Genomic DNA, 15,964 nt, shown 5'->3' on the forward strand with positions numbered 1-15,964 from the left:
TGGCGGAAGCATGCCTATGGCGTTGTATCTCGTCTGCGCTGCCGGCACGAGGCCGTCCTCGGCGCCCTATTGGCGCGAATTGTCCGTTATTTGTCCGGCGCGTGCATTTTCCTCTGTCTTCATGTCGTCGAATATGGCTTCATGATCAACCGCCATGGAGCAGAAAATGTCCGGCCATGAAACCATTCTTCTCGTCATAGACGCCCAGGAATCCTTTCGGCAGCGCGATTATTGGGATGAGGGCCTCGCCTCCGCCTATATCGGCCGCCAGCAGGCACTGATCGACGGCGCCGAGGCCAGCGGGATGCCCGTCATCCAGATCTTTCATGTCGATGGAAGCGGCCCGTTTGCGGAGGCCTCCGGCTTCGTCAGGACGCTCGCCCCGCTCAGGATCGCTCCCGAAGCAATCTTCAGGAAGAGCCGCCACAGCGCGCTCGTCGGTTCCGGGCTCGACGTATGGCTGACCGAGAATGGGGTTCGCCGCATCCTCGTCTCCGGCATCCGCACCGAACAGTGCTGCGAGACCACGACCCGCCACGCCTCGGATCTCGGCTATCAGGTCGACTATGTCGGTGAAGCAACCCTGACCTTCCCGATGACCGACGCGGCGGGGCGCACCTGGAGCGCCGGAGAAATCCGGGGCCGCACGGAACTGGTCCTGTCTGGCCGCTTCGCCCGTATCACGACCGTCGAACAGGCGCTGGCGGGCCGCGGAGAGCAACTCGCAGCATGATGGACGCAGCGCAGCCCTTCGATATTCGCGTCTACGTCGTCGTGCCGCCGCGCGTGCTGCTGCTCGACGTTGCCGGCCCGATCGAAGTGCTGCGCAAGGCGAACCTCGAACAGCGCGCGGTGCGCTTCAGCGTTACCTATATCGGTCCGTCGGCAACAGTCGGCAGTTCGATCGGCCTTGCCGTGACTGGTGTCGCCGCCTTGCCCGAGCGATTGCCCGATCAGGCGCTTGTCGTCATCGCCGGCAGCGCCGACGCGCCGATGGAGAATAACCGTCCGTGGGACGAAGAGGAGCGCGCCGACCAGGCTGCGATCGTGGCTTGGCTGAAGCGGGCTATTCGTCCAGGGGTTCGGCTGGCATCGATCTGCTCGGGCGCCTTGCTCGCCGCCGAGGCCGGCATGCTCGACGGCCGCGAATGCACCACCCATCACGGTTGCATGGAGGATCTGGCGCGGCTTGCGCCCACCGCGCGCATCCGGGACAACCGGCTTTATGTCGAGGATGGAGAGCGCCTGACGAGCGCCGGTATCACTGCCGGCATCGACCTCATGCTCCACATCGTCGCCGAAGCGGCCGGACATGCCTGCGCGCTTGCGGTGGCGCGATATCTCGTCGTCTATCTCAGGCGCGGCGGCTCGGATCCGCAGCTTTCGCCCTGGCTGGAAGGCCGCAACCATATCCACCCGGCCATTCATCGCGCCCAGGATGCAGTCGCCGCCGATCCCTCCCGCGACTGGTCGGTCGCCTCGCTCGCGCGCCTCAGCGGCGCCAGCCCGCGAAATCTCTCGCGGCTGTTCAACGAACATACCGGCATGAGCGCAACGGACTTCGTCAACCGCATGCGCGTGGCGCTCGCCCGCGAAATGCTCGCCGGCTCGAGGCTGGATATGGAGGCGGTGGCAATGCGCGCCGGCTTCGGCTCGGCCCGGCAGTTGCGCCGCGCCTGGAACCGACTGCATGACAGCCCACCGAGCGCGGCACGGCCCAAGCTGGCCCTCGGCTCATAGAATAGGAGCAAAGGCGGCGCGCCCGACCTCGTCTTCGACAGCGACGGCCACGGCGCCAGGCACTTCCGTCCCCCAGATTTCGAGCTGCGTCAACGCCGGAAAGGGCGAGGCATCCCCGGCCTTTACAAGGCCGTGCAGTTGCACCCATTGGATGATGCAGGGCTCTATCGCAAAGCTCTGCGCAGCACCCGATTTCACCAGCGGGAATGGAAAGCTCCTGCCATCCGAGAAGGTGACGCTTGCCTTTTCCCACCAGGAATCATGCGGGAAATCCGCCCGGAGATAAAAGACGATCTCATCGATCCGGACCGGTCGTCCGAATTCCACCGTCAGCGCGGCTTGAGGATCGCGGTTGATGCCCCAGCTCGTATAGGGCCAGAAACCGTGATTGTCGTTGGCCTTTTCACCGTCGATGGCGTTGCGCGCCGCGAAAGCCGCCTCGCCGCGGGTTTCCACACTGGCCCGCGCATGCGGAAAGAGCGTGCAGTTGGCATGATCGTCCCAAGGGTTCAGAGCGAGATTGCGCCTTTGAGCGATCTCCCCGGGCCGAGCACCTCTTGCTGAAAGCCGGTGGATATCGCCCTTGAAGGCGTTCGGGGAATAGGACTTTCGCTTGTCGCCGAAGGGCACGGCAAGCGAATAGGCGCCTTCCCTCATGTAGACCAGGGCGGGATGGACCGCGTTGTCCAGCGCGAGGAAGACGTGCCCCGCCTCGGAAGCCTCGACGATGACGCAGTCGCCCTCGCTATAGCTCTGTCGATAGACCAGAAACGTCTCGTCCTGCCCTGTCGAATTCGCCAGCAAGAACCCATCGGCATCCACGATCTTCAGCGTCAATTCCATGCTCGCTCTCCTCAGACGATCCGCAACGTCAGGCGCTTGCCGACAAGCGGCACGCGCAGACGAAAGAGTTTTTCGGGCCAGGCCGATCTCAGCCTGGTGTCATCGACCTCGATCTCATCGATCTCGATCGGGCCGGCGCCGTCGATGACAATGCTGCCGAGATCGGCAAGATCGATTTTCTCCGAGGTGACGGTCGGCGCGACGCAGGTCATCAGCGACAAAACCGCCGGCTTATCTCCGTCATGAGCGTCGACAATCTCGACGTGGCGGCCGCGCAGCAGGGTAACGGTACGCCGATAGCGGTGCACCTCCGCTTCCGGGGGATAGGCGCCTGATATGTCGAGCGATATGCGCGCACTCTCCGCGCCGAATTCGACCTCGACGTCGCGCGCGCCGAAGGCTTCGCCGGCCGACTGCATCACGCCTGAAAATGTCGGCAGGTTGTGATAGGCCGACTGCATCGTCCATATTTCGTAACGCCGTGGCGAGAAGGTCTTGGCGGTATAGGTCTCGACGCCGACATCGATCAGCAGCGGACGGCCGTTCTTATAGAGCGTCACGCTGCCGACATCGTTGTGATTGTGGCCCTCGCCATTGTTGCCACCCTTGACCGCGAGGGAAAACTGGCCGTCACGGGCGAGGAACAGGCCGATACCGGGATAGAAGATATCGCGCAGGGGGGCCGGATGCGGTTCGGCTGCCGTCAGCGTTCCCACCAGCAATTCCTGCACGCGGTACCAGAGGTTCCATTCTCCGGGCAGATGCGGGTTGTCGGCCGTTGCCCTGTCGGCTGCGGCGAAATCCGCCAGCATCTCAGAACCGACCGCCTTTCCGAACAGATATTCCCGGGCGCTGCAGGGCTCGACCACGGCGGAGGAATCCGCAAAGTTGAAATAATAACAGCCAGCCACATGCATGTTGGCGATATATTCGGCCATGTTGCGGACCTTCGGCTGCAGCCAGATCTTGTCGAACAGCCCGGGTGCTGCGCTATTGAGAACGGTCAGCGCGCCGTGAAGGCAGAGTGCGGCGTGGCGGTAATAGAGCACGCCCTCCTCACAGGCGCCGTCCTCGGCATAATCCTTCAGGAAGGCATCGAGGCTGTCGAGCGCCTTTTCGACGACGGCGCGGCGCGTCGATTGGTCGGTCTTCAGCGAGAAGGCGGTCAGCAAGACGTTCTGACTGATCCAGGCCGTCCAGTTGTTCATCCGCTCGTCACCGCTGCCCATCCACCAGAAATGCCGGCCGAGATAGGGCGTCAGGATGCGGGCCTCGATCTCGCGTTTTACACGCGCCGTAATCTCCGGGCTGATGCCGTCGAGCTCGTCGCCGAGCAGGGCGACGATCGTCGCCAGAAGGGCCGCTGTTTCCGCGGCGAAGAGATCGACAACCGGCTGCGATGTGTCGGGAAGCGGCAGGCGCGGGCCGCCGCGCCCATAGGCATTATGCGCAGGAAGCTGCCAGCCGCTCTCCTCGGCGATCAGGACGATGCCGTCGACAATTCCAGGCAGGAATCGCCCACCGGCTTCAACCAGTTCTCCTAGCACCAGATCGTTAAGCATCCGCCGGCGCGTGAAATATAGCGCCTCGAACCGCGAGCGGTTGCCGGTCTCCGTGTAGTCCCGGTAATCGGAGGCCGTGATGAGGGGCCAAGCACCCGCTATTGTGGCTTCGGCATCGCGCACGACCACATCCCGCACCGCATGCGGCACCGCATTCCATCTCTCGCGATCGGAGTAGGCAGATCCCGGCATGAAATCGCTGAGGACGTCCGGCAGCTCCCCTGAAATCTCGCTGAACATGTCCCCTCCCCGCATTGCAAAATGCCTCTCCGGCGCATCGGTCTGATGCTCACCTATCATATGTTTTTGGCGCCTGCCATGAAATTTGTATGATCTATTCAGAACTTGTTTGACCAATAACGGAGATGTGCTATGTCGTTGCCAGGAGGAAGAACAGGCGGCGCCCATCCGCCCAAACGGCCCTGGATTTAAGTGAGAGAATCCCGAAAGCCGCCAGCCGCAGAAATGCCCGTCCAGGAGGAAGCATCGGTGTCCATATCGAATTCGGTCATCGCCAGGGATGGCGCTCCGGCAATTTCCCGCCGGAAGGTCGCCGTCGTTTCCAAGCGCCAGCGCAAGTTGCGTAATGCGCTCGTCGCCTATTCCTTCATCGCGCCGAACTTTCTCGGTTTCGCCGTCTTCACGCTCGGCCCGATCCTCTTTGCCTTCGCGCTTGCCTTCATGCATTGGGACGGCTCGAATGCGATTACATTCGCAGGTCTCGACAATTTCTGGCGGCTCTTCGACGACAAAGCCTTCATCGCCGCTTTCTGGAACACGGTCATCTATACCGTCGCCTCGGTGCCGGCGACGCTGCTCTGCGCGCTCGGCCTCGCCGTTCTCCTCAACCAGAAGATCATGGGGCGGAATTTCTTCCGCACTGCGATGTTCTTTCCCTATGTCGCCTCGCTGGTCGCCGTCGCGGTCGTCTGGAACATGATCTTCAATCCCGAGATGGGACCGGTGAACATGGTCCTCTACACGCTCGGTCTCGACCCCAAAAACATGCCGGGATGGGCAGCCGATCGCCACTGGGCGATGGTGACGGTGATCCTTTTCGGAATCTGGAAGAACATGGGCTATTACATGGTCATCTATCTGGCCGGCCTGCAGGGCATCAATGCGGAACTCTATGAGGCCGCCGATCTCGACGGCGCCAATTCCTGGCAGAAATTCAGCCATGTCACCGTCCCGCAGCTCGGGCCGACGACTTTCTTCGTCACCGTCATGCTGACGATCCAGTCTTTCAAGGTGTTCGACCAGATCTTCATGATCACCCAGGGCGGTCCCGGCACCTCGACGCTCGTCCTCGTCTACCACATCTACAACGAGGCCTTCATTTCCTGGGATCTCGGCTATTCCAGCATGATTTCACTGGTGCTGTTCTTCCTCGTGCTCGCGGTCACGGTCTTCCAGTTCCGCCGCCAGAGGGAGGACGAGGCATGAGGATCGCCGGACGCAAGGTGACCATTGGGACGATCGCGATCTATGCCATCGTCATCGCCGTCACGCTGATCATGCTGATGCCCTTCGCCTGGATGCTTTCGGCATCCCTGAAGCTCAGCCGCGACGTCTTCGCCTTCCCGATCGAGTGGATACCGTCTGAGCCGCAATGGCAGAACTACGTGGATATCTGGACGAAGATCCCGCTCGCCCTCTTCATCTACAATACGTCGAAACTGACGATCATCGTCACGCTGCTGCAGCTACTCACCTCCAGCTTTGCTGCCTACGCCTTCGCCAAGCTGAACTTCCCCTACAAAAACACGCTGTTCCTCGGCTATATCGCCACTATCGCCATGCCCTGGCAGGTCTATATGGTGCCGCAGTTCCTGCTGATGCGCGAATTCGGTCTCAACAACACGCATCTGGCGTTGATCTGCCTCCAAGCCTTCACCGCCTTCGGCGTCTTCCTGATGCGGCAGTTCTACATGTCGATCCCGACCGAGCTTTGCGAGGCGGCCCGTATCGACGGCATGAACGAGTACCAGATCTGGGCGCGCATCATGCTGCCGCTGTCGAAGCCCGCACTCTCGACGCTGACGATTTTCACCTTCGTCACCACCTGGAACGACTTTCTCGGGCCGATGATCTATCTCACCAAGACCGAGCTGAAGACCGTCCAGATCGGCCTGCGCATGTTCATCTCGCAATATTCGGCCGAGTACGGGCTGATCATGGCGGCTTCCGTCGTCGCGCTCATTCCGGTCCTCGTCGTCTTCCTTGTTCTCCAGCGCTTCTTCGTCGAGGGCATCGCTTCGACTGGATTGAAGGGTTAAGCCATGAACGCCGTTTCCTCCGTCGCCCCGCAGCCGATTACCGATGAGGAAGTGAACGCTGCGCTCGATATCGCCGTCGAGCAGATCAGGCGCAATCTCCCTGAATTCACCCACGCCGCGCAGAACCATTCGAGCGTCAAGAATTTCTATCCCCCGGTGGCAAACGACCAGTGGACCGCCGGCTTCTGGCCCGGCGAGCTGTGGCTCGCATTCGAACACAGCGGCGACGCAGCTTTCCGGGATGCCGCACAGATCCAGGTCCAATCGTTCCTGCATCGGATCGTCAATCGCATCGAGACCGATCATCACGATATGGGCTTTCTCTATTCGCCTTCCTGCATCGCCGCCTGGAAACTCGTCGGCGACGAGGATGGCCGCCGAGCCGCGATCCTGGCCGCCGACCAGCTGATCGAGCGCTTCCAACCGATCGGCCAGTTCATCCAGGCCTGGGGCCACAAGGGCAAGGCGGAAGAATATCGCTATATCATCGACTGCCTCTTGAACCTGCCGCTGCTCTACTGGGCAAGCCGCGAGACCGGCGATCCGAAATACCGCGAGATCGCGCTCACGCACGCCCGCACCACGCTCGCCAACTCGGTGCGACCGGATGATTCCACCTATCACACCTTCTACATGGACCCGGTGACCGGCGCGCCGGTGCGCGGCGCCACCAAGCAGGGCTACCGAGACGACAGCGCCTGGGCGCGCGGGCAGGCCTGGGCAATCTCAGGCATGGCGTTCTCCTATCGCTACGAGCGGATCGAGGAATATCGCCGGACCTTCGAGCGGCTGCTTGCCTTCTATCTCAACCGGCTGCCGGCCGACATGGTGCCCTATTGGGATCTGGTCTTTTCCGACGGTGACGGCGAGCCGCGCGACAGCTCCTCGGCCTCGATCACCGCCTGTGGTCTGCTCGAGATGGCCGAGCTCGTCGAAGCCGAGCAAGCCGAGCGCTATCGCACGCTGGCGCGCCGCATGATCAAGAGCCTGGCCGACCACTACGCGGTCAAGGACCCGGCCATCTCCAACGGCCTGGTGCTGCACGCCACCTATTCGAAGAAATCGCCCTTCAACACCTGCCGCGGCGAGGGCGTCGATGAATGCGTCTCCTGGGGAGACTATTATTACATGGAAGCTTTGACGCGCCTTTCGCGTCGCTGGTCTTCCTATTGGTGACCTCAGGAGAACCCGATGGCCAGCATTTCGCTTAAAGAGCTGAACAAATCCTACGGCGCGCTCACCGTCGTCCACGATATCGATCTGGAGATCGCCGATAAAGAATTCATCATTCTGGTCGGCCCCTCCGGTTGCGGAAAATCGACGACGCTCAGAATGATCGCCGGTCTCGAGGAGATCTCCGGCGGCGAACTCAAGATCGGCGGCGACGTCATGAACGACGTCCCCTCCAAGGATCGGGATATCGCCATGGTGTTCCAGAACTATGCGCTCTATCCGCATATGACCGTCTACAAGAACATGGCCTTCGGCCTGCAGCTCAGAAAGGTGCCGCGTGACTTCATCGATGCCCAGGTGCAGGATGCCGCCAAGATCCTCGACATCACCCATCTCTTGAACCGCAAGCCGAAGGCGCTTTCGGGCGGCCAGCGCCAGCGCGTGGCGCTCGGCCGCGCCATGGTGCGCAATCCGGCCGTCTTCCTGCTCGACGAGCCGCTTTCTAATCTGGACGCCAAGCTGCGCGGCACGATGCGTTCCGAAATCACCAAGCTGCACAAGCGCCTCAATGCCACCTTCATCTATGTCACCCACGACCAGGTGGAGGCCATGACCATGGCCGACCGCATCGTCGTCATGAAGGACGGCCACATCCAGCAGGTCGACACGCCGCAGAACCTCTACGACCGTCCCGTCAACATGTTCGTCGCCGGCTTCATCGGTGCACCGCAGATGAACATGCTGCCCTCGGCCATTCAGCGCCGCGGCGACGGTTATGTCGCCGTCTTCGATGGAAGGGAGCTGCCGCTGCCCGATCATTTCGACAAGAGCAGGATCGCGCCCTACGAGGGCCGCGAGCTGGTGCTCGGCATCCGCCCGGAGAATTTCCACGAGCTGCCGCCGGCCGACATCCCGCCCGAGAACCTGGCGCCGCTCCAGGCGGTGGTGGAACTTGCCGAACCAATGGGCTCGGAAGTGCACCTGAACATGGTGGCCGGTGGGCGCAATCTCATCGCCCGCGTGTCGCCACGCTTCCGGCCTGCGATCGGCGAGGAGGCGACGCTCACCGCCGACATGAGCAATGCGCAGCTGTTCGACAAGGAAACGGAACGCTCGATTCTCTACTGAGCGCCTGGGGAGACGTCATGCAGTGGTTGCGGGATATGTGGACGAGGGAGGGGCCGGGCATTCCAAAGGATGCGCCGAAGAGGACCGGCCTTGCACTGTTCGCCGAAATCCTCGCCCGCGAATGGTGGGAGATGGTCAAGCTCAACATACTGTTCATCCTCGCCTCGCTGCCCGTCGTAACGCTGCCGGCGGCGGTCGCGGCCATGGCCCGCGTTTCGGTTGCATTGGTCGAGGATCGCAACACCTATCTCCTGCGCGATTTCATGGACGCATTTCTGCGGCACTTCTGGCGCGCCACGGCCTGGGGCCTGGCGCTGGCGGGTGCGCTCGCCATTTGCATCCAGGCGATCCTTACCTATGCCGCCGGCGCGCGGGAGAATTTGATGTTCGCCGCACCACTGGCGATCGCCCTTGTCGGGACCGCTTTCGTCGCCGTGCTCGCCTGCCATCTCGTCGTCCTGATGGCGATGCGCGATCTGCCGGTTTTGCGGCTGCTGCGCCTCGCCGCCCTCGCCTCGGTGGCCCGTCCGTTCCCGGCCCTTGCAGCGCTTGGCTTCAACGCCGGGCTGTGGCTGGCGCATATTCTCTTCTATCCGGTTTCGGTGTTCATGCCGGCAACCTTCATTTTTTCACTCGGAATGTTCGCCGTCGCATTCGGCGTCCATCGGGCAGCGGTGTTGGTTCTGGACCTGCCGGAGGCAATGCAGCCGCACCGACGCTTCATAAAATAACTGATTCAGAGATGATCCAGGGAAGGAGAACAGGTATGTATTTGGATAAATTCGGGAGGACGGTGAAACTTGCAATGGCAGGTTTCACGCTGGCAGCAACGACGGCAGGCGCCGCACTTGCTCAAGACGCCGTGACGCTCAAATGGGCTTTGTGGGACTGGGACAAAACAGCCTATTACAAGCCGCTGATCGAGGCCTATCAGGCCAAGCATCCGAACGTGAAGTTCGAGCCGATGGACCTCGGCTCGCAAGACTATCAGCAGATGATCTCGACGCAGCTGACCGGCGGCTCCAAGGATATAGACATCGTCACCGTCAAGGACGTGCCGGGCTACACCAACCTGGTGCGCGCCGGCAATATCGCCGATCTCAGCGGCTTCGTAAAAGATCAGAAGATCGATCCGGTCCCCTATGGCGGCCTGATCGAAGAACTGACCATCGACGGCAAGATCTATTCGATACCGTTCCGCTCCGACTTCTGGGTGGTCTATTACAACAAGGACATTTTCGATAAGGCCGGCGTGCCCTATCCGACGAATGACATGACCTGGGCGCAGTTCGACGCAACCGCCGAGAAGCTGGCCGGCGGCATGGGCACCAACAAGACCTATGGCGCGCTTCTGCATACCTGGCGCTCCACCGTCCAGCTTCCCGGCATCCTTGACGGAAAACACACGCTCGTCGATGGCGATTACGCCTTCCTGAAACCCTGGTACGAGCGGGCACTCACCCTGCAGAAGGACGGCGCCATTCCCTCCTACGCCTTCTTGAAGACGTCGAACACGCATTATTCGGCGTTGTTCTTCAACGGCACGATCGGCATGCTGCCGATGGGGACCTGGTTCGTCGGCACCCAGATCGCCAAGGTGAAGTCGGGTGAATCGAAGAGCAAGAACTGGGGCATCGTGAAGTTCCCGCATCCTGACGGCGTTGCAGCCGGCACGACGGCTGCGCAGATCTCGGGCTTGGCGGTCAACGCCAACTCCGGGCACAAGGATGCAGCCCTCGACTTCATCAAGTTCGTCACCGGTCCGGAGGGCGCTGCCGTCATCGCATCGACGGGCACCTTCCCGGCGCTCAAGACCGCCGATGTCAGCGCCAAGATCGCGGCAACACCCGGCTTCCCTGAGGACGCGGCCAGCAAGGAGGCGCTGATGCCGTCGAAAGCCTATCTGGAAATGGCGGTCAATCCGAACGCCGCCAAGATCGAGGTCGTGCTCAATCGCGTGCATGACGCGATGATGACCGACAATACCTCCATCGACGACGGATTGAAGGAAATGACCGAAGGCGTGAAGGCCATCAAGTAAGGCTTACGCGATATCGACGGCCGCGGGTCAGGCCCGCGGCCGACACTGTTTTTAAGTATTGAGCTCACGATGATTTATGATCCCGCCAGGGCCAACCCGCTTTTCGGCAATCCCCTGAAGACACGCGACGACCTCGCCAAGGCTGTCATCGACCTCTTCGAGCCGCTCCTGCCGTATTTTTCCGAGGGCGGCGCCCGCGTGCGGCTCGGTGCCACCGGCGCGATCTTCGATCGGGCGGCGGCGGACCTGGAGGGATTTGCGCGACCGCTGTGGGGCATTGTTCCGCTTGCCGCCGGCGGCGGCCATTTCCCGCATTGGGATCTCTACCGGCGGGGTCTCGCAAATGGCACCAATCCCGCTCATCCCGAATATTGGGGCGATCTCGCCGACCGCAACCAGCGGCTGGTCGAGCTTGCCGCCGTCGGCTTCGCACTGACGCTGGCGCCCGAGCACATCTGGGAACCTTTGAGCGACAGCGACAAGAAGACGGTGGCCGCCTATCTTGTCACGGCGCGAGACCTCGAATTCATCGACAACAACTGGAAATTCTTCCGCGTCCTGATCGATCTCGGGCTGGAGCGCGTCGGCGTGGCGTTCGACCACGGGAAAACCCTCGCCTATCTCGACGAATTGGAAGCCTTCGATCTCGGCGAAGGCTGGTATCGGGACGGGCCGGTGCGGCGGGTCGATCATTACATTCCCTTCGCCATGCATTTCTACGGCCTGATCCATACCGTGCTGGCGCGCGGCGACGAGGCGCGCAAGGACCGCTTCCGCGAGCGCGCCCGGACTTTCGCTGGGGCTATCCGCCATTGGTTCGGCTCCGATGGCGCCGCCCTTGCCTTCGGCCGCAGCCAGACCTACCGCTTTGCGGCCGGCGGCTTCTGGGGCGCGCTTGCCTTTGCCGGCGTCGAAGCGCTGCCCTGGGCTGAGATCAAGGGTTATTACATGCGGCATCTCCGTTGGTGGTCGGTGATGCCGATTGCCGACCGTGATGGCGTTCTCTCGACCGGCTACGGTTATCCGAACCTCTTGATGAGCGAGAGTTACAACTCTCCGGGTTCGCCCTATTGGGCACTGAAATTCTTCCTGCCGCTGGCGCTTCCGGAGGGTCATCCCTTCTGGACCGCCGCAGAGGCGCCGCAGCCGGATTTCCCGGAACCGGTGGCGCTGAAGCCGGCAGGCATGGTCGCCATGCACACGCCGGGAAACGTCGTCGTGCTCTCCTCCGGCCAGCAGCACGACAAGATGCGCGGCGCCAACGAGAAATATTCGAAATTCGTCTATTCCACCCGCTACGCCTTCAACATCGAGGCCGACGACCGGAATTTTGCCGCCGCAAGCCTCGACGGCATGCTCGGCCTCTCCGACGACGGCGTGCACTTCCGCATGCGCGAAAGCCTCGAAGAGGCGCTGATATCAGGCGACCAACTCTATTCGCGCTGGCGCCCATGGAACGACGTCACCATCGAGACCTGGCTGCTTCCCGCAAACCCCTGGCACATCCGCATCCACCGCATCGCCACGCCGCGCGCGCTGAGTGCCATCGAGGGCGGTTTTGCGATCGAGCGCGCCGATTTCAACGCCGACCGATCCGAACAGGGCGAAGGCCGGGCCGTCTGGTACGGCCAGACCGACGTCAGCGCGATCATCGACTTGTCGCCCAATCCGAGAACCGGCCATGCGACGAGCCCAATCCCGAACACCAACCTGATTCACGCCAAGACCCTGCTGCCGCAACTGCGCGGCGAAATCGGCCCGGGGAACACGGTGCTCGTCACCGCGGCGATGGCTCTGCCGAACCGCGAGAACTGGGCCGAGGCACTCGATAACCCACCAGCCTGTCCTGGCCTGGAGGAGCTGCAGCAGCGCTTTCGTGAGAAAGGCGTTCGGGTGCCGGCATTTGCCCTCCAGCTGTAGCTCGGCGCTGGAGGAGTGATTGAGGCGCAGACCACCGCAGCAACCGGGTCGGGAGGTGATTATCGTGTGGTCAGCGCGGAACGGTATGCTTCAGCAATACGCTGCGCCAACTGGGCCATGTGATCGTCAGGTATTTGCAAGACCCCGTGTTCCGCCATCAGTGCATGATATTGCTGCTCCTCAAGAGGCACACCTGGAGGCAAGGGGAACGACATGAAAATGTAGGTGGCTATTGGCTAGCTGACTGCCGAGCGCAAGCACATAGATTCGTTCAGCGTCGAACACGCTTGTGAGGGCGCGAGACAAAATATGCACCTTCTCCTGTAGCCGCAGATATTCATCAGTCGACATGTCTCGCGCCAGATCCTCACGGTGCTCCCGAGGGCAGACGAGGCAATAGCCGGGTAGAGTGGGATATTTGCTCAGGAAAATCAGTGTCTCATCATCTTCAAAAACGCGATGGTGAAAGAAAGCGGGGTCGTTCTTGACCAAGCCGCAGATAAAGCATGGCCTTGTGCCAATGTCGCGCACATAGGCCTTGAGATCAAATGGTTGGCGCTCAATCATTCCTGAACCTCTGCCATTTCATGCACAGCGCGCGTATGCGATTATAAATCAGCGCGTCAACCGAAATCGAGAAGTGAATTCGCCCCCCCAGAGGGCATTCGCGAAATGCGCAACCAAAAACCCATAATAGCTTCGGGTTACTTAATAATTATATTTATTTCCTCCAACAACAGATCGGAATAGCACCCTTAACGCAATATTGACGACTGAAATCCAGCCAAACATTATGGTATACTCCGCCTTCATTTCGAGGACATATGAGGAAGATTCAATGCCGACCATTATGATCTGTCACGATGTCAAAGACACGAAACACTGGCTCGCCTCACCTGTTCGCAAACAGGTATTGGAACCCGTTGGCGTCACGAATATTCGCACCTTTACAGACCCTCAAACGTCTAACCGCGTTGGTTTGGTCATGGACGTGGCAGACATGGATAAGTTGATGGCCTTCATGCAGACCAAGGCCGCGGCTGATGCCATGGCGAGTGACGGCGTCTTGCCCGAGACCCTCAGGTTCCTGGTTCAATCGTAACACGCATCTCCAACGGAACTTGGCAATGCAACGCGGGAGAATGACATGACGACCCTATTCGTGAGGCACGAGGTCTCCGACTACGCCACGTGGCGCAAGATATATGATGCGTTTCATCAGGTGCAAAAGGCCAATGGGGTTACGGCGGAAGCCGTCTACCGTGCCACCGACAATCCGAACGACATTACTGTTACGCACGAATTTGCCACCCTGGAGGCGGCTCAAACCTTCAGCAAGTTGGAAGATCTGAAGGCGGCCATGCTTAAGGGAGGCGTGCTCGGCACTCCGACCGTTTGGTTTGCCAATAAAACGTGAAATAGACCATGACTACGACTGCCGGGCGGTGGAGGCTGGTTTGCAGCCGCTCTCGGCGCATGAGATGACGGCGGCAGTGCGCTCTCTGCCGAGCGCTGTTATTGCCCGCTCCTCAAATCGCGCAGGAGATCCAGGCCACGCTGGTATTTTTCCGTGTTCTTGCCGGCTTGTTCGGCCTGCCGGAGATTGTCTTCGAGATCGGCCTGTTTGACCGGCAGCGCCAGCGGGTTAGAAGCCGCACGTCGGACGAATTCATCGTCCGCCTCGTCCGGCCGCCGTGTCAAAGCATCCACCGCGGAAATGATCGCCAGCGGAAAGCCTTCCTCCCTCAGCCTGTCGAGAGTCCAGCCGTTTCCCTTCTCGGCGACGTCATGAAGATAGGCGACCGTTCGTGTCTCGTCGCCGGAAACGAGAAGTGCTACCCGCTGACAGTGCTCGAAGAACGGCCGGCCGGTCTTGTCGGCCTGCCCTTCATGCGCCTCGAGAGCGATTTGGATGGCGTGGTCGAGATGCTGCATCGGATTACGGCCCCTCGGTCTTCCTGATCTTGCGCTGGGACGGTTTTTCGCCCGTCGTCATCTCGATATCGGGCACGGAAGCCATGACGACCCGGCCAAGCTTTGGTGGCCTCGGATCGAGATCGCCGCTCTCACCGGCGCCTTGAAGCAATGCCGCATCATCCCGATCGTCTTCATCGAGCAGGTCCTGCAGCGTCTCATGCTCGTCCTCGCCAGCCAGTTCGTCGCAGGCCTGCAGCCAATGGCGCTGATCCGCACCATCCGGGCGGCCCTCAGCCTCCCAGATCTCGTAGGCACGGCGGCGTATCTGTTCGTGCTTGTCTATGGCCATGATCTCCTCCAAGCACATTTAAATGAGCCATTCAGGGAGAGTTGATGGTTGGAAGAAAATCTTCCACCCATTTACGCTGATCCTTTGAAAGCGTCTCCACCCGTTCCTTCCAGAACCGTTCGGCCTCAGGCGGATCCTCTTCCCATTGGCGGACAGTGGTGATGTTGTCGTCTATTTTGGACCGGCGGCGCCCACCGAGCCTGAGATATTCCTTCGCAAGCTTCAGGCTCGGAGTTTCGGTGTCGCTGTCGCCGCCGATGACCGCGCTTACGTTGTTACGGGCATTTTCCAATGTCCTGCGACGATCCTTCTCGGCCTGCTGCGTGTCGGCGGAGCGCGCGTCGTCGGTACCGCTTTCCGGAGGTTCAACGGATCTGGATGTCATAGCGGTCCTCCTTCCATTGATGCAAAGGATGTTGCAATCCAATAACCCTCGCGGGTAGCGAGAGTTCCCGCTTGTGGCAATGATTTGAGCGGAGGAGTGGGTGAGGGTCGAGCCGGAGCCATCCCGGCCATCAATGAACGGCCATGCTCACCATGCGATAGGGGTGCACGGCCTCGAACTGCGAGATCATTGCCGCTGCCTGCAGCAGCACGCGCTCGGCATTTTCAGGATCGTCACGGGCGAGTTCGTCGGCGTTGACACGGATCGCTTCGGCCATGTTGTTGGAAATTTCTGCAAACTGCATATTGCCCTCGAAAAGGGCTTCCCGCGCCGTGTCCTCCAGCGTACGGGCGATGTCGACAAAGATTTCCTCGCGCTCCTCGATGCTGAGGTCTTTGATCATATGGGTCATCTCTTCCATATCACTCACTCCAAAACACGTGGGGCCAAAAGACGTCGGGCCAGAGCTGGGAATGCAGCTTGAATTCGCCTTTCGTTAAGCGTCGTCTTGTTTCGAACGCGGGAGCCGATCTTCTGTTCCCTCAAGGCGCGACGGGGCCTCAGCAGTTGCGCGCCCGATATTGTCCGTCAGACACTTCATTTCGCCGCTTCGACCGGCTCGGCCGC

Annotated in this window: 17 protein-coding genes and 1 pseudogene; 11 read left to right on the plus strand and 7 right to left on the minus strand. The window is 60.9% G+C overall.

What is annotated here, in order from left to right:
• Positions 1 to 154 precede the first annotated feature (154 nt).
• A complete protein-coding gene (locus FFM81_RS24125; RefSeq protein ID WP_172644321.1) occupies positions 155 to 733 on the plus strand; it encodes an isochorismatase family protein in 579 nt (192 codons plus the stop codon).
• A complete protein-coding gene (locus tag FFM81_RS24130) occupies positions 730 to 1,740 on the plus strand; it encodes a GlxA family transcriptional regulator (RefSeq protein ID WP_097534561.1) in 1,011 nt (336 codons plus the stop codon). Before FFM81_RS24125 ends, FFM81_RS24130 begins: the two co-directional genes overlap by 4 nt.
• Here FFM81_RS24130 and FFM81_RS24135 read toward each other — a convergent pair.
• Together FFM81_RS24135 and FFM81_RS24140 are read right to left on the minus strand one after the other, a co-directional pair.
• Positions 1,735 to 2,583: a discoidin/SUN/FTP domain-containing protein gene (locus FFM81_RS24135; protein ID WP_138384430.1), complete on the minus strand. Its 849-nt coding sequence runs from the start codon at positions 2,581 to 2,583 to the stop codon at positions 1,735 to 1,737. The two genes, FFM81_RS24130 and FFM81_RS24135, sit on opposite strands and share 6 nt — an antisense overlap.
• Positions 2,584 to 2,594: 11 nt before the next feature.
• Complete coding sequence (locus tag FFM81_RS24140) at positions 2,595 to 4,385, minus strand: heparinase II/III domain-containing protein (protein WP_003572813.1); 1,791 nt, start codon at positions 4,383 to 4,385, stop codon at positions 2,595 to 2,597.
• A gap of 225 nt (positions 4,386 to 4,610) precedes the next feature.
• On the opposite strand from FFM81_RS24140, the gene FFM81_RS24145 reads away from it, so the two are divergent.
• The 7 genes from FFM81_RS24145 to FFM81_RS24175 all read left to right on the plus strand — a co-directional run bounded on the left by FFM81_RS24145 (position 4,611) and on the right by FFM81_RS24175 (position 12,686).
• Complete coding sequence (locus FFM81_RS24145) at positions 4,611 to 5,591, plus strand: carbohydrate ABC transporter permease (protein WP_173883839.1); 981 nt, start codon at positions 4,611 to 4,613, stop codon at positions 5,589 to 5,591.
• On the plus strand, positions 5,588 to 6,424 hold the full coding sequence (locus FFM81_RS24150) for a carbohydrate ABC transporter permease (protein WP_138384428.1): 837 nt from the start codon (positions 5,588 to 5,590) through the stop codon (positions 6,422 to 6,424). Before FFM81_RS24145 ends, FFM81_RS24150 begins: the two co-directional genes overlap by 4 nt.
• A gap of 3 nt (positions 6,425 to 6,427) precedes the next feature.
• On the plus strand, positions 6,428 to 7,600 hold the full coding sequence (locus FFM81_RS24155) for a glycoside hydrolase family 88 protein (protein WP_138384427.1): 1,173 nt from the start codon (positions 6,428 to 6,430) through the stop codon (positions 7,598 to 7,600).
• A 15-nt stretch (positions 7,601 to 7,615) separates the two neighbouring features.
• Entirely contained in the window at positions 7,616 to 8,725 is a 1,110-nt protein-coding gene (locus FFM81_RS24160; RefSeq protein ID WP_003572820.1) for an ABC transporter ATP-binding protein, read from the plus strand.
• A gap of 17 nt (positions 8,726 to 8,742) precedes the next feature.
• Positions 8,743 to 9,456, plus strand: a complete 714-nt coding sequence (locus FFM81_RS24165; RefSeq protein WP_138384426.1) for a DUF624 domain-containing protein — start codon at positions 8,743 to 8,745, stop codon at positions 9,454 to 9,456.
• A 35-nt stretch (positions 9,457 to 9,491) separates the two neighbouring features.
• A complete protein-coding gene (locus FFM81_RS24170; RefSeq protein ID WP_138384425.1) occupies positions 9,492 to 10,766 on the plus strand; it encodes an ABC transporter substrate-binding protein in 1,275 nt (424 codons plus the stop codon).
• Between the two features lie 69 nt (positions 10,767 to 10,835).
• The gene (locus FFM81_RS24175) at positions 10,836 to 12,686 is read left to right on the plus strand and encodes a DUF2264 domain-containing protein (protein WP_138384424.1); all 1,851 of its coding nucleotides are present in this window, start codon (positions 10,836 to 10,838) and stop codon (positions 12,684 to 12,686) included.
• A gap of 59 nt (positions 12,687 to 12,745) precedes the next feature.
• Here FFM81_RS24175 and FFM81_RS24180 read toward each other — a convergent pair.
• Positions 12,746 to 13,253, minus strand: a pseudogene (locus tag FFM81_RS24180) (HIT family protein).
• A 271-nt stretch (positions 13,254 to 13,524) separates the two neighbouring features.
• Here FFM81_RS24180 and FFM81_RS24185 point away from each other — a divergent pair.
• Entirely contained in the window at positions 13,525 to 13,788 is a 264-nt protein-coding gene (locus FFM81_RS24185) for a hypothetical protein (RefSeq protein WP_025418714.1), read from the plus strand.
• 45 nt (positions 13,789 to 13,833) lie between these two features.
• On the plus strand, positions 13,834 to 14,103 hold the full coding sequence (locus FFM81_RS24190) for a hypothetical protein (RefSeq protein WP_025418713.1): 270 nt from the start codon (positions 13,834 to 13,836) through the stop codon (positions 14,101 to 14,103).
• Between the two features lie 98 nt (positions 14,104 to 14,201).
• Here the strand turns inward: FFM81_RS24190 and FFM81_RS24195 are convergent, their stop codons facing one another.
• The 4 genes from FFM81_RS24195 to FFM81_RS24210 form a co-directional block, all read right to left on the minus strand.
• Positions 14,202 to 14,621, minus strand: a complete 420-nt coding sequence (locus FFM81_RS24195; protein ID WP_138384423.1) for an HD domain-containing protein — start codon at positions 14,619 to 14,621, stop codon at positions 14,202 to 14,204.
• 4 nt (positions 14,622 to 14,625) lie between these two features.
• Positions 14,626 to 14,952: a DUF2934 domain-containing protein gene (locus tag FFM81_RS24200; RefSeq protein ID WP_097534540.1), complete on the minus strand. Its 327-nt coding sequence runs from the start codon at positions 14,950 to 14,952 to the stop codon at positions 14,626 to 14,628.
• A 31-nt stretch (positions 14,953 to 14,983) separates the two neighbouring features.
• Positions 14,984 to 15,337 (minus strand): hypothetical protein, encoded by a 354-nt coding sequence (locus FFM81_RS24205; protein WP_025418710.1) that lies wholly within the window; start codon positions 15,335 to 15,337, stop codon positions 14,984 to 14,986.
• 130 nt (positions 15,338 to 15,467) lie between these two features.
• The gene (locus tag FFM81_RS24210) at positions 15,468 to 15,758 is read right to left on the minus strand and encodes a hypothetical protein (RefSeq protein ID WP_025418709.1); all 291 of its coding nucleotides are present in this window, start codon (positions 15,756 to 15,758) and stop codon (positions 15,468 to 15,470) included.
• Between the last annotated feature and the right edge of the window lie 206 nt (positions 15,759 to 15,964).

The organism is Rhizobium hidalgonense, from assembly GCF_005862185.2.
GTDB lineage: Bacteria > Pseudomonadota > Alphaproteobacteria > Rhizobiales > Rhizobiaceae > Rhizobium > Rhizobium hidalgonense.